15 protein-coding genes are annotated in these 19,515 nt (G+C 70.2%); 4 read left to right on the top strand and 11 right to left on the bottom strand.

The window, feature by feature from the left end; translation table 11 throughout:
* Window positions 1-86: 86 nt before the first annotated feature.
* Both WMF46_RS45825 and WMF46_RS45820 read right to left on the bottom strand, forming a co-directional pair.
* Window positions 87-1,088 carry a terpene synthase family protein gene (locus tag WMF46_RS45825; protein ID WP_437983009.1) on the bottom strand — a complete coding sequence of 334 codons (1,002 nt, stop codon included), beginning with the start codon at window positions 1,086-1,088 and terminating at the stop codon, window positions 87-89.
* A gap of 240 nt (window positions 1,089-1,328) precedes the next feature.
* Window positions 1,329-2,522: a cytochrome P450 gene (locus WMF46_RS45820; protein ID WP_437983008.1), complete on the bottom strand. Its 1,194-nt coding sequence runs from the start codon at window positions 2,520-2,522 to the stop codon at window positions 1,329-1,331.
* A gap of 1,366 nt (window positions 2,523-3,888) precedes the next feature.
* On the opposite strand from WMF46_RS45820, the gene WMF46_RS45815 reads away from it, so the two are divergent.
* The 3 genes from WMF46_RS45815 to WMF46_RS45805 all read left to right on the top strand — a co-directional run bounded on the left by WMF46_RS45815 (window position 3,889) and on the right by WMF46_RS45805 (window position 7,136).
* Window positions 3,889-4,557, top strand: a complete 669-nt coding sequence (locus WMF46_RS45815) for a TetR/AcrR family transcriptional regulator (protein ID WP_437983007.1) — start codon at window positions 3,889-3,891, stop codon at window positions 4,555-4,557.
* 21 nt (window positions 4,558-4,578) lie between these two features.
* The gene (locus tag WMF46_RS45810; RefSeq protein ID WP_437983006.1) at window positions 4,579-5,343 is read left to right on the top strand and encodes an SDR family NAD(P)-dependent oxidoreductase; all 765 of its coding nucleotides are present in this window, start codon (window positions 4,579-4,581) and stop codon (window positions 5,341-5,343) included.
* A 266-nt stretch (window positions 5,344-5,609) separates the two neighbouring features.
* Window positions 5,610-7,136, top strand: coding sequence for an ATP-binding cassette domain-containing protein (locus WMF46_RS45805; protein ID WP_437983005.1), 1,527 nt, complete (start codon window positions 5,610-5,612; stop codon window positions 7,134-7,136).
* Between the two features lie 46 nt (window positions 7,137-7,182).
* On the opposite strand, the gene WMF46_RS45800 is transcribed toward WMF46_RS45805, so the two are convergent.
* The 9 genes from WMF46_RS45800 to WMF46_RS45760 all read right to left on the bottom strand — a co-directional run bounded on the left by WMF46_RS45800 (window position 7,183) and on the right by WMF46_RS45760 (window position 18,189).
* The gene (locus tag WMF46_RS45800) at window positions 7,183-9,444 is read right to left on the bottom strand and encodes a S46 family peptidase (RefSeq protein WP_437983004.1); all 2,262 of its coding nucleotides are present in this window, start codon (window positions 9,442-9,444) and stop codon (window positions 7,183-7,185) included.
* A 465-nt stretch (window positions 9,445-9,909) separates the two neighbouring features.
* The gene (locus tag WMF46_RS45795) at window positions 9,910-10,170 is read right to left on the bottom strand and encodes a hypothetical protein (protein WP_437983003.1); all 261 of its coding nucleotides are present in this window, start codon (window positions 10,168-10,170) and stop codon (window positions 9,910-9,912) included.
* Between the two features lie 117 nt (window positions 10,171-10,287).
* Entirely contained in the window at window positions 10,288-12,264 is a 1,977-nt protein-coding gene (locus WMF46_RS45790; RefSeq protein WP_437983002.1) for an ABC-F family ATP-binding cassette domain-containing protein, read from the bottom strand.
* A 12-nt stretch (window positions 12,265-12,276) separates the two neighbouring features.
* Window positions 12,277-12,852 carry a hypothetical protein gene (locus WMF46_RS45785; RefSeq protein ID WP_437983001.1) on the bottom strand — a complete coding sequence of 192 codons (576 nt, stop codon included), beginning with the start codon at window positions 12,850-12,852 and terminating at the stop codon, window positions 12,277-12,279.
* On the bottom strand, window positions 12,845-14,161 hold the full coding sequence (locus WMF46_RS45780) for a DUF3696 domain-containing protein (protein WP_437983000.1): 1,317 nt from the start codon (window positions 14,159-14,161) through the stop codon (window positions 12,845-12,847). Before WMF46_RS45780 ends, WMF46_RS45785 begins: the two co-directional genes overlap by 8 nt.
* 79 nt (window positions 14,162-14,240) lie before the next feature.
* Complete coding sequence (locus tag WMF46_RS45775) at window positions 14,241-15,047, bottom strand: carbohydrate-binding family 9-like protein (RefSeq protein WP_437982999.1); 807 nt, start codon at window positions 15,045-15,047, stop codon at window positions 14,241-14,243.
* 226 nt (window positions 15,048-15,273) lie between these two features.
* The gene (ffh, locus tag WMF46_RS45770; protein ID WP_437982998.1) at window positions 15,274-16,908 is read right to left on the bottom strand and encodes a signal recognition particle protein; all 1,635 of its coding nucleotides are present in this window, start codon (window positions 16,906-16,908) and stop codon (window positions 15,274-15,276) included.
* A gap of 184 nt (window positions 16,909-17,092) precedes the next feature.
* Window positions 17,093-17,635, bottom strand: a complete 543-nt coding sequence (locus WMF46_RS45765; protein ID WP_437982997.1) for a hypothetical protein — start codon at window positions 17,633-17,635, stop codon at window positions 17,093-17,095.
* A gap of 11 nt (window positions 17,636-17,646) precedes the next feature.
* Window positions 17,647-18,189, bottom strand: coding sequence for a hypothetical protein (locus tag WMF46_RS45760; protein ID WP_437982996.1), 543 nt, complete (start codon window positions 18,187-18,189; stop codon window positions 17,647-17,649).
* Between the two features lie 328 nt (window positions 18,190-18,517).
* Between WMF46_RS45760 and WMF46_RS45755 the strand changes: the two genes are divergently transcribed.
* On the top strand, window positions 18,518-19,378 hold the full coding sequence (locus tag WMF46_RS45755) for a hypothetical protein (RefSeq protein WP_437982995.1): 861 nt from the start codon (window positions 18,518-18,520) through the stop codon (window positions 19,376-19,378).
* Window positions 19,379-19,515 lie beyond the last annotated feature (137 nt).

Below are 19,515 nucleotides of genomic sequence, written 5' to 3'. Positions count from 1 at the left end.
CCAGTCATAGCTGAACGTTGGTGCTGGCGCCCCCCCCGGCCCGTCGCTCGTCCCGTGGCGCGCGGGTTCCGCAGCGCGCGCCCTCATCACCCGGCGTAGGCGACGTCGTCCCCCAGCTCGGAGTAGCGGAGCGCCGCGAGCGCCCAGCACTGATGGCCGGCGATCATGGCCTCGATCGCGTCGAGGTACTCGCGGATCCCGCTGGTTGGCCAGGCTGAGAGCACCTTCTCCTTGACCTGCTGATAATCGGCAATCCGGTCGTCGTGCATGCGCCTGAGTCGTGCGACGGCTTCTGCCAGCGTGAGTCGCTCGCTGTCCCGGAGGACGACGAGCAGGTTGTGAACCTCCCTCGATCTCAGCTCCTTCTCGAGCGAAAAGTAATCATTGGTCCAGCAGAGGATATCGTTGCATATCTCACGCACCCTCTGAAGCAGCGGATGCTGAACGAGCTCCAGCGGCAGAGGATGCTCGAGCAACAGCTCGAGCAAGTCACAATAAGGATAGACCGCTCCGCTGTAGCGTCTCATCATGATGTACTCTTCGAGACCGGGGACCCGCTGGCGCATCCGGTTGTTCGCCTCCCAGAGGTTGGCCTCGAAGTAATACTGAAAGTGCGATAACCAGCGGTTCAGGAAGAAGTGAGGATTTCCGTCCCTGATTCTGTCACGGATGTCGAGCAGCCCGCGGGTCACCGGATCGCCCATGTCCGCTTCGACATACCCGAAGAGCTCGCCCAGGTATCTCTCGTTGAGCTTCGCGACACCCTGAGGATCCGCGCTGAGCTTGCCCTCGTCGTAAGCGTCGTCCAGCAGAAACAGAACGGCTGTGAAATCAGACGCGATCTGAAGGGTCTGTGCGCTCGCCGAGGGGAAAACCCACGCCGCCAGATGTGCGACGTTGGCTGCCTTGATGCGGGAGAGCGCACGCTCACCCGGCGCCAGCCGCAGCCGGCGAACCCACTGTAACGTGCGACGTCCGGCGACCTCAACCTCGGGATGACAAGACGCAGCGAACGGATACTGGAAGTGATCTGCCTCGTGCTTACTTACGACGATGCTCTTTCGATCTGGCGACATCATGGAATCCATCGCAAACCGTGACCCTTCTTCTCGTGACACCGAGCGCGCGTCGCGGCGCCCCGGGATTATTGCGAAAAGGTGTTGGCGTGTGAATTTCACCGTGCTGGGACACCGCGCGGCCTGGGCCTGGAACGCGCTCACCGAGCCCGGACGCAGCGCCGACCGCGTCCTGGCGTAGGTGCTCGCTGCGACGCGATGCGGAGTTCGCGAATGTTCCGAAGGATGGGCCGTGAACGTGCGGTGAATTCATCATGCGGGAGTCACCTCGATCGGCAGCGCCAGCGGGCAGCGGGTGTTGAGGGAGACGTTCCAAGCGAGCCGCTCGGCGCGGAGCTGGAGGCGGTGGCAGCGGGGAAGAAGCTCCTCCAGCACCACCCGGGCCTGCGCTCGGGCGAGCAAGGCGCCGATGCAGAAGTGGGCACCGTGGCCGAAGGCCAGGTTGGCTTGCACGCGCCGCTCCGGATGGAAGCGGTCGGGGTCGTGGAACTTTGCCTCGTCGCGCAGCCCCGATCCCACGAGCAACGCCACTACCGCATGGGCCGGCAGCCTCACGCCAGCCAGCTCCGTCTCGGTGAGGGTAAGGCGCATCGTGGCGTGCACGGGAGGCTCGAAACGCAATAATTCCTCAATAAAATGTGGTACATGCGCAGGCTCCGCCCGCAATCGATCCATCCAGGCCGGTAGCCGTGCGAGGATCAATGCCATGTGGGTCATCAGCGTCACCGCCGTCTCGAGCCCCGCCACGAAGAGAAGGAACAGAAATCCCATCAAATCTTCGTCCGTGAGCACGCTGTCGTTCACGCGAGATCGGAGCAGATCGCTCACCAGATCGTCGCCCGGCTGGCGGCGGCGGCTCGCCAGCAGGTCTTTCATGTATCGCTCCATCTCATCGATGGTGCTTCGCACCTCTCCAAGCCGCGCCTGGTCGTCCGGCGGGATGGCGGCGATGCTGAGAATGTCCGTGGTCCAGCGCTGAAAACTGTCCTGAAGAGCGGGCTCGAACCCGAGCAGCCGGACGAGGACATTCAGCTGCGCTCGATGTGCAAAATCAGCCATAAATTCGACGGTGCGGCGCTGCGCCATCTCGTCGACGAGCTGCGCCGCCTTAGCGCGCATCTGCGGCTCCAGCGAGCCGACCGTGCTCGCGGTGAAGGCGCGGCCGATCAGGTTGCGTAATTGGCTGTGTCGTGGCGGATCGGCCAGGATCAGAGAGTCGGACAAGGGGTTATGACGCTGGAGGTGGGGGGGCTCGGCCGCGACGCGCAGCCCCGCGGACGAGAACACCTGCGTGTTCTTGAACGCCGCCACGATGTCATCATACCGGGTGACCACCCACATCCCGTTGGGGTCCACCTGGCACACGGGCGACTCGCGGCGCAGCGCCGCGTAGAAGGGGTACGGGTTCTCTCGGACCTCGGGGGCGAACAGATTAAGTCGAGTCATTGCGCTCTTCCTGTGGCGAAGGCAGGACGCAGCCGCAACGCCATGGCGGCACACGTCGATAAGCCTGGAGTGGGGTGCTGCCTCAGATGACGCGCTGGGCGACGCGACGGCGTCGATTCGGTGCTGCCCTGAGGCAGCTGGCCCCTAGCGCTGAAAGGAGGACGAAACGGAACCCGCAAGCCGCGTTTCCGCGATGCTCCAGCGCGTGGTCACCTGGGCGCTTCTCCCGCGAGCAGGGCGCTGAACAGCCGCCGCGCGGTCCGAGCCAACGCTCGGCCTCCGCACGACACGGCTGCACTCCTCGGTCATCGCTGCGCTCGCCAGGATGCGAGCATGCGACTCACGAGCGCCTGAACTGCTTCCAGGGCATCTCCCGGTGCATCATGAGACCAGAGCAAGCGAGAGAGCCGCTAGGCTCTCTTCATGGCTGCAGGGGTCCGATGGTTCGTGGGTGCTCCTCCATCTGATGACAGCATCCTATACCATGCGGACGAATGCGCAACTGTATTCTTATTTGCGGACTTCACACGACGACCTCGTCGTGATCGAAACACCGCGGACAACGAATCTTCCAACACTTCAATACGATGGCCGAGCCGCCACGAGATGCCGCGTGAATAAAAATACATTTCAGCGTCTGCGGCCCTGCCGCTCCAGCAGGCGCCGAGAACATCTACCGCCCCCGAGCGACACCTCGATGGTCCTCTGATAGAGATGCGTTGCGATAGATGAGCGCAATGATCTCTGGGTGATCGACGTCGTCTATCGCGAGCGGCTGTGCAGCGATGCAAGATGCAGTCGACTCGCGTTTCATCCGTGAAGGCATGGCGCGTGACCCGGAGCCGCCCGCGCTGCGCTCCGGATGGAGCGAGCCGCGGAGACGAGAACGCTGCAGGCGTGCGCCGGCGCGAACGCCCGCGGCGTCGGCCTGGAATGCTGACGGCGAAGGTTTTCGCCATCGATGTGACGTGCATTGCAGGAATGCACGGCCGCACGAGAGTGCGCTGGCCCGCTATGCAAGATGAACGCCTCGCTCGAGCGGAGCGCTGTCACGGTTCCTAGCATCGCCGGCCATGACGCGGGTCGCTCGATGTCACGCTCGGCTCGATCTCGTGACCTCGAAAGAGGGGGCCTCTCCCTGGAACCGCACCTCCTCCGGAGGTGCGCCGACCCACGCCGAAGGCGCGTTTGGGACGAGGCCCGTTTGGGATGGGGGTCACGCTCTGGGCACTCCCGGGCTGCGCTCAGGGATCTCCTTCGTCGTGCTCAGGGCATGCTCAGTGCTGAACCACTGAACAGGGGCCGGGGGCGCGCGCCCGCCCCGCCTTGACGATGCGACCGATCGGTCATATGACTGACCGGTCGCATGCCGAAGAGCACGTTCTTTGGGTTGCCCGAGGAGCGGCGGGACCGCCTCGTGCGCGAGGCGATCGCCGAGTTCGCGGATCGCCCGTACGCCGAGGCCTCGCTCTCGCAGATCGCGCGCCGCGCGCGCATCCCCAAGGGGAGCTTCTATCAGTACTTCGAGGACAAGCTCGATCTCTACCGGTGGCTCCTGACCGAGGAGGTGCCGCGACAGAAGCGCGCGTTCCTCGGCGCCGCGTGTCTGGAGGGCGACTTCTGGGCTCGCCTGGAGGTCCACATCGAGCGCGGCATGGCGTTCCTCGTGGAGCACCCGCGCCTCGCCCGCCTGTCGGCCGCGGCCGCCGACCCGAGCGCGACGGTCGAGGTCCGCGGCCTCCACAAGGCCATCTGCGAGGCCGGCGCCGCGGAGCTCCGGGCCCTGCTCGAGGAGGGCATCGCGAGCGGCGCCGTCCGTTCCACCGACACGAGCCTCGAGGTGGCGACCCGGCTGGTCGCCGCCGTCATCGGCCCCGGGCTGACCGAGGCGGTGCTGCAGGAGCTCGGGGCCGAGCTCCACGACGTGCTGGCCTCCGACGCGCTGCGAAAGCAGCTCGGCCCGAAGCGCCGCCGTCGCCTCGCCCAGCAGGCGGTCCAGTTCATCCAGCGCGGCCTTGGCGCGAGCACTGCGTGATTCCACCAGAAAGGGAGCTTCATGATCACCTACGACTTCGCCGGACGGGTCGCCCTCGTCACCGGGGGCACCTCGGGCATCGGCCTCGCGACCGCGCGCGCGTTCGCGCGAGGAGGGGCGCGCGTCGCCATCGCCGCGCGCGACGGCGACGCGGGACAGCGGGCCTGCGCCGCGCTCGAGCGAGAGGGCGCGCCGGCGCTGTTCGTCCAGACCGACGTGCGGGACGACGCCTCGATGAGGCGCGCCGTGGAAGAGACGATGAGGCGCTTCGAGCGGCTCGATTTCGCGGCGAACTGCGCGGGCGTCGGGGGCGACATGGCCCGCCTCGAGCAGGCCGATCAGGCGGTGTGGGACGACGTCATGGCGACCAACGCCCGCGGGATCTGGCTGGCCATGCGGCACGAGATCCCAGCCATGCTGGCGTCGGGCGGGGGCGCCATCGTCAACATGAGCTCCATCTACGGCGTCGCCGGGAAGCCGGCGCACCACGCCTACGTCGCGTCCAAGCACGCGGTCCTCGGGATGACGCGCTCGGTGGCGATCGAGGTGGCGCCGCTCGGTGTCCGCGTGAACGCCCTCTGCGCCGGCGTCACCCGCACGCCCGCCATGCAACAGGCCGAGGCGTTCGCGCCCGAGCTGGTCCAGGCGCTGGTGGCGCAGCATCCGATGGCGCGGATGGCCACCGAGGACGAGATCGCCGGCGCCGCGCTGTGGCTGTGCTCCGAGGGCGCGGGCTATGTGACCGGCGGCGCGATTCCGGTCGACGGCGGCTTCCTGGCCGCGTGAGCGCGCCGAGAGGGCATGACGACCACGACTACGACCACGACCACGACCACGACCACGACCACGGAGCCGCGGTTGCGTGGGCCTTGGCCGTCTGTTAGAGAACGCGGCTGACGCAAGAGGAGAGTGCTCCGGTGAAGATCAGCTCCTGAATCGGTCTCCGTCGCAGGTCGCGAGCGCGACAGGTGGCATCCGTGCTCCCTGGCCGCGCGAGGCAGCCTGCCCGTCCCGTGACCGGGCCATGTGGCCCTCATGATTCAGGAGCTCCTATGTCGTTGTTGCGCGCACAGCGCCTCTCCTTCTCTTATTCCGACGCGTCCACGATCCTCGCAGACGTCGATCTGTGCCTGACCCCGGGGTGGTACGGGCTCGTCGGGCCGAACGGCGCCGGCAAGACGACGCTCCTCCGGCTCTTCGCCGGCGAGCTCGCGCCCGAGGCGGGGAGCTTGCGGCTCGATCCGCGGGGCGCGACCGTCGCGGTTTGCCCGCAGGCCGTGGAGCACGCCGACGCGGCCATCCATGCGCTGGCCGACGCCGAGGACGGCGCCGCGCGCAGGTTGCGCGGCGAGCTCTTGCTGGATCCGGCGCAGCTCGGGCGCTGGGCCACGCTGTCGCCCGGCGAGCGCAAGCGGTGGCAGATCGGCGCGGCGCTCGCCGCGGCGCCGGACCTGCTCCTGCTCGACGAGCCGACGAACCACATCGACGCGGACGCGCGGGCGCTGCTCGCCGGCGCGCTCGCGGGGTTCCAGGGGATCGGGGCGTGCGTCTCGCACGATCGCGAGCTCCTCGACGCGCTGACCACCGGCACGATCCGGGTCGAGCGGGCCGCGGCGAGGCTCTATCCCGGCGGGTACAGCGCGGCAAAAGCGCTCTGGGAGGCCGAGGCGCGCGGGCGCGAGGAGGCGCACCAGCGGCTGCGCGCCGAGGAGCGGCAGCTCCGCCGCCGCCTCGGCGACGAGCGGCGGGCGCAGGCCTCGGCCGACGCGGACCGGAGCACGAAGCGGCGGATGAAGGGCCCGCGGGACAGCGACGCCCGGGGCCTGCTCGCGGACTTCCGCGTGTCCTCGGCCGAAGCGCGGCTGTCGCGCAACGTCGGCGTGACCCGGCGCAAGCTCGAGAAGGTGTCGGCCGAGGCCGGAGAGCTCGAGCTCGAGAAGGCGGTGGGCCGCAGCGTGTTCGTCGATTACGAGCGATCGCCCGCGCCGTGGCTCTTCGTGCTCGACGCGCCCCGGATCCACGCCGGCGGCGAGAGCGAGGGGCGGATGCTGCTGCGGGACGTGCGGCTCGCGGTCGGCCGCGAGGACCGCATCCGGATCGCGGGCCCGAACGGCGCTGGCAAGACAACGCTGGTGAACGCGCTGCTCGCGGGCGCGCGCGTGCCGGCGGACAAGGTGCTTTATGTGCCGCAGGAGCTCGGCGAGGCAGAGCAGCAGGCCCTCCTCACGAGGGCGCGGCGCCTCCCTCCGGAGGAGCGCGGGCGGGTGATGTCGCTGGTGGCCGCGCTCGGGGTGGAGCCGGGGCCGCTGCTCGGGTCGGCGCGGCCGTCGCCCGGCGAGGCGCGCAAGCTGATGATCGCGCTGGGCCTCGGGCAACACGCGTGGGCGCTCGTGCTGGACGAGCCGACCAACCACCTCGACCTGCCCTCGATCGAGCGGCTGGAGCGCGCCCTCGCCGATTACCCGGGCGCGCTGCTCCTCGTCACGCACGACAGGGCGTTCGGGCGGAGCTGCACGTCGATCCTCTGGACGGTGGCCGAGGGAGAGGTGCGGGTGTCGTCCGACGACGCCGGCGCGTGACCCGCGCCGGCGTCCTTGTGATCGTGCTTTTAGGGTTGCGTCGCGCTCAGTCGATGGCCGGCTTGCCGCCCATCTCCTTCAGCACGGCGTCCGCGCCCGACACCGCGTCCATCACCCACTCCATGTAGCGGTGATCGACGTGGATGGTCCGGGTGATCGACGGCATGAACAGCCAGTCGGACGCCATCGCCTCGTAGTTGCCGTCGAAGGCGAGGCCCACGAGCTCGCCGCGCGCGTTCAGCGTGGCAGAGCCGGAGTTGCCGTTCGTGATGTCGAGATCGCTCAGGAAGCAGACCGGCACCTCGCCGAGGTCCTTGTCCACGTACGGGCCAAACCGCTCCTCGCGCGCGGCCTCGAGCAGGGTCGTCGGGGTGTTGAACGGCGCCTCGCCGGTGCTCTTCTTCACGACCTCGCTGAGGGTGGTGAACGGGCGAACCACCGCCTTGTCGGCCTCCGGGCGGTACCCCCGCACGGTGCCGTACGTGACGCGGAGCGTGCCGTTCGCGTCGGGCGCCAGGAGGCCGCCCCGGTGCGCGCGGAGCGCCTCGACGAAGCGCGGCTTCACGAGGGCCATCGCCCCGGCGTAGGCCTTGTCGCGCGCCTCGATGGCCTTGTCGACAGGCGCGAGCTCGAGCGCCAGGCGGATCATCGGATCCCGGCTCGCCCGGAGCTCCTCGAGCGTCGCCGTCTTGAGCAGCTGGATCCGGGTCGCCGCGTCCTCGAGCGCCGTCTTCTCGTAGAGCGCGTCGATCGCCGCGGCGATGCCCGCCTCCGTCTGCGCCTGCCCGCCCGCGAGGGCCTCGAGCAGCGCGGGCCTGTCCTTCGGATCGAGCTGCAGCGCGCGCCGCGTGGCCAGCTTGAAGGTGCTCCGATCGATCGCGCGGTCGTACGACTTCTGCAGCGACGCCTGCGCCTGCTCGAGGCGCTCCCAGTTGCGCTGCTGGTACTCGGCCTCGCGCTCGGCGTCGGCCTTCGGCCGCTCCTCCACCATGCGCACGAGGGTGACCGCGGCGTCGAGGAGCCTCGCCGACGAGACGATCTCCGACACGGCCGCGTCATGGTCGCGCGTCGCCCGCTGTCCGGCGTGCAGCGCGGCGATCTGCTCGATCGCGCCGCCGTAGGCCGCCTTGCGCTCGGGGTCGGCGTCGATCCAGGCCTTGAGGTCGCCCTCCTGCTTGGCCTTCTCCTTGGCCAGGCCACCCTGGACCAGCCCGTCGAGCAGGCCGCGCGTCTTGAGCAGGTAGTTGGCGTAGCCCTGGATGGTCGGCTCCGCCTTGATCCGCAGGGCCGGGTCGTTCTTGCCGAGCTCCTCCAGGAGGGCGATCGACTCCTCGTAGAACGACACCCGCTTCGGGTACAGCCATGAGACCGCGGACTCGACCTCTGCCGCAGTCCGGAGCCGGTTCGTCGTGCCGGGGTAGCCGGCGACCATCACCAGGTCGCCCTGGCGGAGCGGCGACGACGCGAGCTTCAGGTGGTGCGCCGGCCGGTAAGGCACGTTGTCCTCGGCGTGGGCCGCCGGCCGGTTGTCCTTGCCGACATAGGCCCTGAAGAAGGCGAAATCGCCTGTGTGGCGCGGCCAGCGCCAGTTGTCGATGTCCCCGCCGAAGTTGCCGATCGCCTCCTGCGGGACATAGACGATGCGAACGTCCTTGATCTCCAGCTGCTCGATCAACGAGACCTGGCCACCGCCGAAATACTCGGCGATGGAGCAGCGGATCTCGGGGCGCCCCTCCTCGCACGCGGTCACGAGCTGCTTCTTGCGCTTCTCGATCTCCTCGTAGCGCTCGAGATCGCCCTGGATCGCCTCGATGCCGCGCCGCACCTCGGCGGTGACGTCGCGGAACGCGCGGGTCACGAGCACGCGCGCGGTGTGGCCGGCCCATCGCTCCTCGGCGCGGGATTTCGCGAGGTAGCCGTTCGTCAGGAGGTCTTGCTCGGGGGTGGAGTTGTACTGGAGCGCCCTGGTCGAACAGTGATGGTTCGTGGCGATGAGCCCATCGGGCGAGACGAACGAGGCCGAGCAGCCGCCCAGGCTCACCACCGCGCCGAGCGGGGACGCCGTGGGATCGGCGAGCGACTCGGGATCGATCTCGAGCCCGAGCGCCTTGAGCTGGTCCTTGTGCTGCCGCATCTGCTCCGGCATCCACATCCCGCCGGGGTTCTCGAAGGGCGTCCCCTGACCGGGCTCGGAGCCCGGCGGCCTGGTATCGCCCGCTTGCGGCCGATCCGAGCCGCAACCCGGCGCGAACGCGGAGACCGCGAACAACGCCAGGAGCGTATGACTACGTAGAGAGGAGTGAGACATGCGGTGTTGTTACCATCGCCGGTAGACAGTGCAACCACACGCCAACTTTCTAGTGATACGAGATACAGTAGAACGCGCCTCATGCGGGCCAGGGACGCGCGAAGGCGGCGCGCGAGGCGTTCCATGCGTGGTGATGGACACCTGAGCATCCCCCCGAATTATTCGGAAAAATTCACAGGGAGGCGGGGAGACGGGGAGTGAAATCTCACGAATCTCCCCGTCTCCCCGTCTCCCTGTTCAATTCCCACGAAAGATGCCAACAACCGAGGGAGTTGTCAGGGACACCGGATCTCATCGATGTTCGTGGAGGCGAGCTTCGCCTGCTTCAGCGGGCTTGTCGGGCCTTCATTGTTCTCTGCGCCTGGCGGCCGGACTGGCATCCACGGCATTCCGGACAAGGCGCGCGCGGGGGGACGCCGCGCCAGGGCGGCGCGGGGGTCGGTCGAGCAGCGGGGGCGATGCGGCTCAGTCGACCTGGTGAGCCCGGAACGCGGTGACGGCCCCGTGGGTCTCCAGGCAGCGGTGGATCCAGGCGGCGTCGCGCGCGCGCACGGCGATGAGCCGGACGTTGCCGGAGCCGTCGAGCCCCTGGACGCCCTGGAAGCCGACCAGCGCCGCTTCCTGGAGCGTCATCACCTGCGCGCCTGTCTCGCTCAGGACCTCGTCGCTGAGCAGGCCGGCGCCGTCGGATCCCTCGGCGAGGTGCACCTCGAACACGGTCATCATGCGGCCATGGTCGCCGGGCGGCGCCGCGCCGACAAGGTCGTCGTGCGAGGCAGGTCGCCCCTGCGCCCCTGCGCCCCTGGACCGATTGCCGCCCGCCTCGCGCTCCGTCGCGCCCGGTCACGCCTTGCCGGCGGCCTCGCGCTTCGTCTCGAGCTCCTCCCAGCGGCTGACCAGGCGCGCGGCGTCCTGCTTGGCGCGCTCGAGCTCCGAGAGCAGCCCCGCCACGTCCGCGCCGCGGTTCGCGTAGAGCGTCGGGTCGGCGAGCTTGGCCTCGAGCTCGGCGACCTTCTGCTCGGCCACGTCGATCCGCCCCACGATGCCGTCGAGCTCCGTCCGCTCCGCGAACGTGAGCTTCGGCTTGTCGCCTGCCTTCGCGGCGGCCTTCGCCGGCGCCGCCGCCGACCGGGCCTCCGCCGCCTGGGCCTTCGCGGCCCGCGCCTCGGCCTCCGTCTCGAGCGCGGCGTTCGCGCGTTGCTCGCGGTAGGCGTCGTAGTTGCCCGCGTACCGCACGACCCGGCCGTCGCCCTCGAACGCGAGGATCGAGGTCGCCACCCGGTTCAGGAACCAGCGGTCGTGGGTCACGACGAGCGCCGAGCCCTCGAGCTCGATGAGCATCTCCTCGAGCGCGGCGAGGGTCATCACGTCGAGATCGTTCGTGGGCTCGTCGAGGATGATCACGTTGACGCTCTGGGTGAGCATCTTCGCCAGGGCGACCCGCGCCCGCTCGCCGCCGGAGAGCGAGCCCACCGGCTGCCGCGCCTTGTTCGGATCGAACAGGAACCGCTCCAGGTAGCTGCGCACGTCCATGGACCTGCCGCCCACCTCGACGCGCGTGTGCGAGCCCGCGATGTTCTCGAAGATCGATTTGTCGAGGTCGAGCCCGCTCCTGTGCTGGTCGAAGTAGGCGACGCTCGAGTTCTTCCCGAGCACGACCTCGCCTTCCATGCGGGGCCCGTCGGGGGCCGCGCTGTCGCCCTCGGCGCCGAGCTGGCCGAGGATCGCGCGGAGCATCGTGGTCTTGCCCGTGCCGTTGCGGCCGACGATGCCGACGCGCTCGCCCTTGGTCAGGGTGAAGTCGAGGCCGCGCACGAGCCATTGGCCGTCGAGCGAGAGGCCGAGCTTCTTCAGCTCGAGGATGGTCTTGCCGGTGCGCACCGACTCCACCGAGAGCTGCGCGGTCCGCTCCGCCTTGGGCGGCGGCGCGCTCTTGGTCGTCTCGGCGCGCTGGATGCGGGCCTTCTGCTTGCCCGTGCGCGCCTTCGGCTGCCGCCGGAGCCACTCGAGCTCGGTGCGCAGGAAGTTCTGCCGGTTCGACTCGGTCCGCGCCTCGAGCGCGAGGCGCTCGGACTTCTGCTCGAGGTACTCCTCGTAACCGCCGTCGTAGCTGTAGACCTTGCCCTTGTCGATCTCGAGCGTGCGCTCCGCGACGCGGTCGAGCAGGTAGCGGTCGTGGGTGATGAGGAGGAGGGCGCCGGGGTGCTCCTCGACGAGGTAGCGCTCGAGCCACTCGACGGTCTCGACGTCGAGGTGGTTGCTGGGCTCGTCGAGCACGGCGAGGGCGGGCCGCGACACGAGGAGACGGGCGAGCGCGACGCGCCTGCGGTCGCCGCCGCTGAGCACGCTCATGGGCGCGTCGGGCCGGGTGACGCCGACGTGGCCGATGATGGAGTCGACCTGATGCATCATGTCCCACCCGCCGAGCCGCTCGACGTCGGCCCCGGCCTCGGCCTGCGCGGCGAGCAGCGCCTCGGCGTCCCCCGAGCCGGCCGCGAGCGCCCGGCTCACCTCGTCGTGGCGGGCCTTGGCGGCGTGCCAGGCGGAGAGCCCGGCGAGCACGACGTCGCGCGCGGTGTCGGTCGGCTCGAAGACCGGATCCTGCGAGAGGACGCCGATCTCCGCGCCGCGGCGCCGCGCGATGGTGCCGCTGTCGGCCTGCTCGACCCCGGCGAGGATGCGGGCGAGCGTGCTCTTGCCGGAGCCGTTGACGCCGACGAGGCCCACGCGCTCGCCCGTGCGGATGTTGACCGAGACGCCGTCGAGGATGGTCTGCGGACCGAAGGATTTGTGGAGATCGTGAGCGGTGAGGACGGGCACAGGGCGCGGAGCTTAGCGCATGGCGCCGTGGTCGGGGGGGCCGGCTCGGTCCTGTTCTCGATCGCCGGCCCCGGGAGGCATCCTCTCGGGGTTCTTGCGCCAGAACTCTCTCTGGCACCACGCCGGGAGGAGCTGCTCCACGATCACCCCTTCTGCGGAGAGCGCCTCTTCGTGCTCGTGCCAGTCCGTGTCGCACGCGTTGACGATGGTGCTTTGACCGCCGTCCGCCCGGTGCGCGAGGTGCGCCGCCACGAGCTTCTTGTCGGAGTTGTCGAAGCGAGCGAGCCGCTCGGGCACGACGGCATACTCGCCGTCGTACTGCACGGAGACGAACTCCGCCGTCCGGAGCTTCTCCATCGCCACGACGATGCCGTAGTCCTGGGCCGTCAGCTTCTTCCTGTACTCGCGCAGGATGCCGCGGGCCCTGTCGATGATCAGGCGGCGCCCGTCATCGGCGCGAAAATCCTTGAGCCACGCGAAGACGATCCTCCGCTCGCTCGTCGGGACGTGGGTGTCCTTGAACGGCGAGGCAGGATCGGCGGCGCTCGCGACGATGAGCACGTTGGTGTCGACGACATGATCAGCCACGTTGCTCGTCCTTCTCCATGCGGTCGAGCATCCGCTCCATCTGTCGCTCGACCTCGCCCACCGTGTCACCGAAGAATTTGTCGGGCCAGTTCGCGACCCGCCCGTACCCGTTCACCTCGAGCGGCTCGAGCACCGAATCCCCTCCATTGCACCGGGCAAAGTACATGGCGCACTCGTCCGGCGTGATGCGCTCCTCGGCCATCAGCGTCTGGATCCGCCGGAAGAGGTGCTCCGAGTGCGTCTCCACGAGGAGCTGCACCCCGCGCTCTCGCACGGCCTCGACGAGCAGATCGCCGAGCGCGGATTGCGCCAGCGGGTGCAGGTGGAGCTCGGGCTCCGACATGATCACCGTCGAGCCCTCGGGCGCGAAGTACGCCGCGGTGACAACGGGCAGGACCTGGGAGACCCCGAAGCCGACGTCGAGCAGGTTCGTCCGGTGACCCTGGAAGGTGATCATGACCTGAAAGAACGTCGTCGCCTGGCGCTCGATCTCCATCCTGTCCGCGACCCCGAGCCGCGCGAGCCCCGCGGAGACCTGCTCGACGAGGCGGCCCCGCTCGGACCCGTCGGCGTGGCGGCCGACGAGGCTCGCGATCAGCGCCGGGATCGCGTGCTCGCCGCTCGAGCCGAGCTGTCCTATCGAGCGCCCCGTCCAGGCGTAGTGGCGCGTGGGCACGCTCCGGTGGGGCCCGATGTAGGCGAGCCGCTGGAGCTCCCGCGTCAGCGCGAGCGCGAGATCCTGCGCGTCCGCCCCCGCGGCGCCGAGGGCGGCGACCGCATCGGCCGAGAAGCCGACGGAGCGCTCGGGCTCGTAGGTCCGCCGAGCTCGCCGGTCGTCGGGCAAAGGGCCGCCCGGCGCGGAGAGCGCGTAGGCGCCGTCTCGCTGGCGCGCGACGGCGTAGGCGCCCTCGGCGGTGGCGTACGAGAGCCGCTCCACGTAGGGACTCTCCTCCTCGGCGGCGCCAACCTCCACCTCGTAGTCCACGGAGCCGAGCGTGCGCGGCGCGGCCCCCTTCCCGATGCTCACGGGGCCGAACGTCAGGCGGAAGCCGAGCCCGGCGCGCACGTCGCCCCCGGAGACGACGTCGGAGAGCCTGCCGAGGTCCAGCATCTCACCGGGCTGCCCGCCCAGGTTGAGCGCCAGGAGCCGGTCGGGCGACTCGATGGTTTGCTTCAGGAGCAAGAGCGGCTGGAGCAGGCTCGTCTTGCCGGCCGAGTTGACGCCGAGCACCAGCGTGAGCGGCCTGAGGTCGAACGCATGTGCGCCACGCCAGGACTTGAAGTTCCGGAGTCCGAGCTTCGTGAACATCCTCTGTTTCCCTTTCCACGGAGGGCTCGCGTCGCAACGAGGTTCGCTGTTCTGCTGCTCGAAACGTCGGACGCACGGCTCAGCGGTCCGGCGGTTCGGCCCGGTCGCCCGGCTTCGGACCGGCCGACGCGGAGGGCGCCGTCGCGGGCGCCGGGCCCGCGTCACGCGCGGGCGCCCCCACGCCGCCCGCGTCACCTTCGGCCGCGACGAACCGGACCCGACCGAACCGCCGCGCCCGGTGGAAGTTCCCCTCGCCAAGGATCGGCGACCACGCCGCCCCGCCGTTGTCCTGCATGGCGTAGAAGTTCATCCGCCACGCGTCCCCAGGCGACGGCGGTGCCGCCTTCGCCTTCGCGAACGAGCTCCACGGGATCTTCGCCTCGACAACGTACCCCACGTCCTCGTCCGAGCCGTCGTCGAGCGTCCCTCTCAGCGCGACCGCGCTCGCGAGGCCCGCGCTCCACGCCTCATGGCCGAAAGGCCCGCTCGGGCCGCCCCTTGGAGCGTTGTAGTCGTCGAACTGCGAGTCGAAGACGAGGTTCTGAGGGTTGATCTGGATCTCGTAATAGTCCTTGTTGTCCCCGTCGCCGTCGGGGTCGATCATCACCTCGACGGTGTCCCGCTCCCAGAGGTGCGGGTCGCGCGCGCCCTCGGGGAACCCGCCGGTGATCGTCGTGTCGCGGACGTCGAATCCGACGTAGAGAAACCCGTCGTCCCAGAGCAGCCGCGCCTCGCCCTGCGTCGGCAGCGACCGATCCTCGCGGCCCGTGCCCACGTTGACGAACGGGCCTGTCGCCGCCGCCGCCTGCCACGCCGGCTCGTCGAGGCGGCCGTCGATGGCGATCGCCGCGCCGGGCGCGAGCTTGCGCACCGAGAGCTCTTTCACGACGGCAGGCGGTCGTCTCTGGCTCTGTCCGGCCCCCGCGCCGCTGCTCGCCGGCGCGCGACCCGTCGCCCCGGACGGCGCCGCCTCCTGCTCGCCCCCGCCGCCCCGGGAGCACGCGGCGGCGAAGGCCACAGCGACAAGCGCGAGCGCCCGCGCGCGAGCGTGCGCGCCGTGCGCGCTGTCAATAACGCGCCGCCGGCAGCAGGGCCCGCGCACGCGGCCGCCGCTACTTGCGCCCCTTCTTGCGGGCGTCGCGCTCGCGCTTGCGCTGCGCCTTCTTCGCGTTGCGCTCGGAGGCGCTGAGCGTCTTCATCTTCGTCATGTTCGGGCCCCCGGCGCCGGCGCCCGGGAAGCCGCCCATGCCCGGCATCCCCATCCCGGGGAAGCCCATGCCCGGAAAGCCCATGCCCGGCATCCCCATCCCGGGCATCCCGGGCATGCCGCCGCCGGCCATCATCTGCTTCTGCATCTCCCGCATGTTCTTGGCCATGGCCATCTGCTTCATGCCGGGGATCTTGCCCATGAGGCCCATGTTCTGGCCGAGGCCGCTCATCATCTGGCGCATGAACAGGAACTTCTGGACGAGCTCGCTCACCGCCTCGGGCTTCGAGCCCGAGCCCTTCGCGATGCGCTCCACCCGCTTCGGCTCGCGGACCAGCGCGTACGGGTCGCTCTTCTCGAGGCGGGTCATCGACTGGATGATCGCCTCGATGCGGACGAGCTCCCGGTCGTCGAGGTTCACGTCCTGGGGCAGGCCGCCCGGGAACATGCCGCCGAGGGGCAGCTTGTCGACGAGATCCTTCAACGACCCCATCTTCTGGATCATCCGCACCTGATCGAGGAAGTCCTCGAGCGTGAAGTCGCCCTGGAGCATCCGCGCGGCGTCCTTCTCGGCCTTCTTCTGGTCGACGACCTCCTCGAAGTCCTGCATGAGGCCGACGACGTCGCCCATGCCGAGGATGCGGCTCGCCATGCCGTCGGCGCGGAACGGCTCGAACTTGTCCGTCGTCTCGCCGAGGCCGGTGAAGAGGACGGGCGCGCCCGTCACCTCCTTGATGCTGAGCGCCGCGCCGCCGCGGGCGTCGCCGTCGAGCTTCGTCAGCACGACGCCGCCGATCGACAGCCGCTCGTTGAAGCCGCGCGCCGTCTTCACGGCGTCCTGGCCGATCATCGCGTCGACCACGAGGAAGATGTTCTCCGGCTTCGTCGCGTCCTTGATCTGCGCGAGCTCCTGCATGAGCGGCTCGTCGATCGCGAGGCGGCCGGCGGTGTCGTAGATGATGACGTCGCGGCCGAGCCGCTTCGCCTCGCCGCGGGCCGCGGCGCAGATGGCGACCGGCGACTCGCCCGGGACGTTGAACACGGGGATCTTGAGCGACTCGCCGAGGACCTTGAGCTGCTCGACGGCCGCGGGGCGCTGCATGTCGGCCGCGACGAGCAGCGGCTTCTTCCCCTGCTTCTCGAGGTAGCGCGAGAGCTTCGCGCAGCTCGTCGTCTTCCCGGAGCCCTGGAGGCCGACCATCATGATGCCCGTGGGCCCGCTGTCGGCCCAGGCGATCTCGTCGCCCTCGTGGGTCATCATCGCCTCGAGCTCGTCGTGGCAGATCTTGATGAAGTGGTCGCTCGCCGAGACCTGGTGGACCTCGCCGGCGTGCTTCACGCGCGTCTCCAGGGTGCGGCCGACCGCGGCCTCCTTGACCCGGGCAAGGAACGCCTTGACGACCCCGATCTCGACGTCGGCCTCGAGCAGGCTGAGCCTTACCTCGCGGAGCGCGACGTCGATGTTGCCCGCGGTGAGCTCCGTGAGCCCGGCGAGGCGGTTTCTGGCCTGACGAAAGCCCCGTGTCAGCGTGTCGAACATGGCAGGGCGGGTCTTAGCACAGGGGACCGCGAGCGCGGATCCCCTTGCCCTCTTCAACGCCGCGCGACGCGCTGCGCGGGCGCGGCCGGCGCCCCTCCCCGGGGGCGCGCGGCGCGGGCGCCTCGGCCGGCGCGGACGCCGCCGGCGCGGGCGCGGACGATGCGGGCGCGGACGGCGCGGGCCGTCACATCTCGCGCCGGCCCGAGCGGCGGAGGATCGCGAGCGCCTCGGCGCACCTCGGCATGACCTCGGCGCTCTCCTTGACCTTGGCGTCCGCCGCGACGAGATCCGCCAGCGCGCCGGGCCCTGCGGCCCCGTCGGGCGCCTCGAGCAGGGCGCGGACGCGCGCCTCGGCGGCCGTGGCGTCGAGCAGCAGGCGGTAGGCCCGCGCGCACGTGTCCTTGGCGCTCGCGGCGGGCGGCGTCGATGCGGGCTGGCGCTCGAGCTCCGCGAGCAGCGCCTCCCGCGCTTCGCGCGGCTCGCTCGGGGCGTCGCGGAGGACGTCGATCGCATGCAGGAGCGCGTCCGCCTCCTGCTGCTCGGCCGATCGGCCGCACCCGGGCGCCAGCTGGACCATGGCGACAGCGGCGAGCGTCGCGGCGATCCGCTTCGCTGCGGCGATCCGCCGGACGGCCGTCCCTGCTGCGCCCGCCGTCCCTGCCGCCTTCGCCGCCCCTGCTGCGCCGGCCGCCCCTGCGCTGCCCGTCGCGCCGGGCCTCGTCGTCATGGTGGGCGCCCTCAGTCGGCTGTCTTCGCGGGCGGGCCCATCTGGATGCGCTCGCCGAGGTAGGAGCCGATCAGCGTGAAGAGCACGCCGATGAGCGCCATGATCACGTACATGAACAGCGGCATCGTCCGGACGGTCTGGCTGTGCAGGAGGTAGAAGACGGTCGGGATCGCGACGAGGAACGACGCGACGACCGGCTCGAGGAACGTCTTTCCGGGCGAGATCATGCCGAGGAGGACGCCGCCGATGAACCAGACGGGGATGGCGACGATCATCCCGTTCGACCCCTCGAAGTCGAGCTGCTGAACGATCATGGGGAGGCCGCCGACGAGGGCCGCGGTGAGCACGCTCTGCAGGACGAGGGCGATGAGGCACCAGAGGATCGAGAAGCCCTCCTGCTGGTAGCGGCGGTTGCGGTCGAGCTCGGAGTCGCGGAAAGGCGCGAGCGAGCCCATCCTGGCGCCGCACGCGATGCAGCGCCCGCTCGCCGTCACGGAGGCGTTGTTCGCGCCGCACGACGGGCACACGATGGAGCTGTCGTTCTTCGAGGGCATCGCGGCTAGGCTAGGCAAGGCGCCGCGCGCGGGCAAGCGCGTGACGCGGCCCCCTGTACCGCGGCCGGGCGAGCGCGCGGCGAGCTCAGGGGCGGCCTGCGAGGACGGTGGGCCGCTCGACGGTGCGCGCGGCGCCTCCATGCCCATGCCGGCCCTTTGGGGGTACCGCCCGCGCCGCCCCCCCGGGGCGTGTTCGGGCGCCGGCCCGGCGATCGCGTCTCGCGGTGCCTGATGGGCGAAGGCACGGGCTAGACTCGGCGCCCCGCCGACGGACGCTCGCGCGGCGGGGATCCCGCCGGCTGCCGCGAGCTACGCAAGAGGCGCACGAATGGGCCTGGACGCGACCGTGATGTGCAGATGCTGGCTCGACGGGACGACGCGGACGCCGCCCCCGCACGCGGAGCACGTGGGGTTCGATGACGACGGGCAGCTTTGCCTGACGCTCCCAGAGGAGCGTCAGGACGCGCACGACGCGTTCTACGCATGGATGGAGGACTGCTGCCCGCACCCAAGCATGTGGCTCGCCTCCGAGTGGATCTCGAACTGGGCAGGTCTCAGGGCGTTCCAGGCGGCGCTCGATCGGATCGGCTGGCAGCGCTTCCCGACGCTGCAGGCCGAGCTGCCGGCGGCGAACGGCGGCATGATGCCGGCCGAAGCCAGCGCGCGCGCGCTGGGAGAGCTCGCGCGGTTCGCCGAGCTCGTCGCCTCCGTCCGCTCGGCCTTCCTTGTCGATTCCGGGACCGGTGATGAGCTCTATGACTTCATTCCGCAGTACGAAGGCATCTTCGTCTTGAGCGGCTCGGAGCAGCTCAACCTCGGCTTCGACGCGAATGGCTTCTTCGTGCGGAGCCGCGGAGCGCCGCCCCGCGAGCTGTTCCGCGCCCTGCGCGTCGAGCAGATCCTGCTGGAGCCCGAGCGCACCGAGGCCCACGAGGGCGGCCGCGTGCTGCTCCGGGACCTCGACACGGGACGCGACTTCGAGTCCAGGGTCGCCGTTCCCGGCAGGTGCATTCCCTGGCCCGACGGTCGAATGCAGGACGACAGGGGGCGCGTCCGCTCCGCGTATCCGCGCTCCTTCCACGTGGCGCAGCGCGCGCTGGGCATCGCCGATTTCGAGCAGATCCTCGGCTCCCTGCGCCGGGTCTTCGAGGCCTCGGTGGCCACGGGCAACCCGGTGTGCTGGTGCTGAGCCCGCAGACGCACGCGGGGAGCGTGTCGTTCGCCCGTGTCTCGCGCGCCGCGCCCGACGTCCTGCGCGCCCAGGTCCGCCACGCCCGAGCCCGCTCCTCCCCTCGTCCGAGGACCGGCGAGACGGCGGTGCACCGC

It is taken from the genome of Sorangium sp. So ce117, from assembly GCF_051524395.1.
In the GTDB taxonomy this organism is placed as follows: domain Bacteria; phylum Myxococcota_A; class Polyangia; order Polyangiales; family Polyangiaceae; genus Sorangium; species Sorangium cellulosum_B.
Note: the sequence above shows the minus strand (reverse complement) of the source record. Positions and strands in the feature narration are given on the sequence as shown.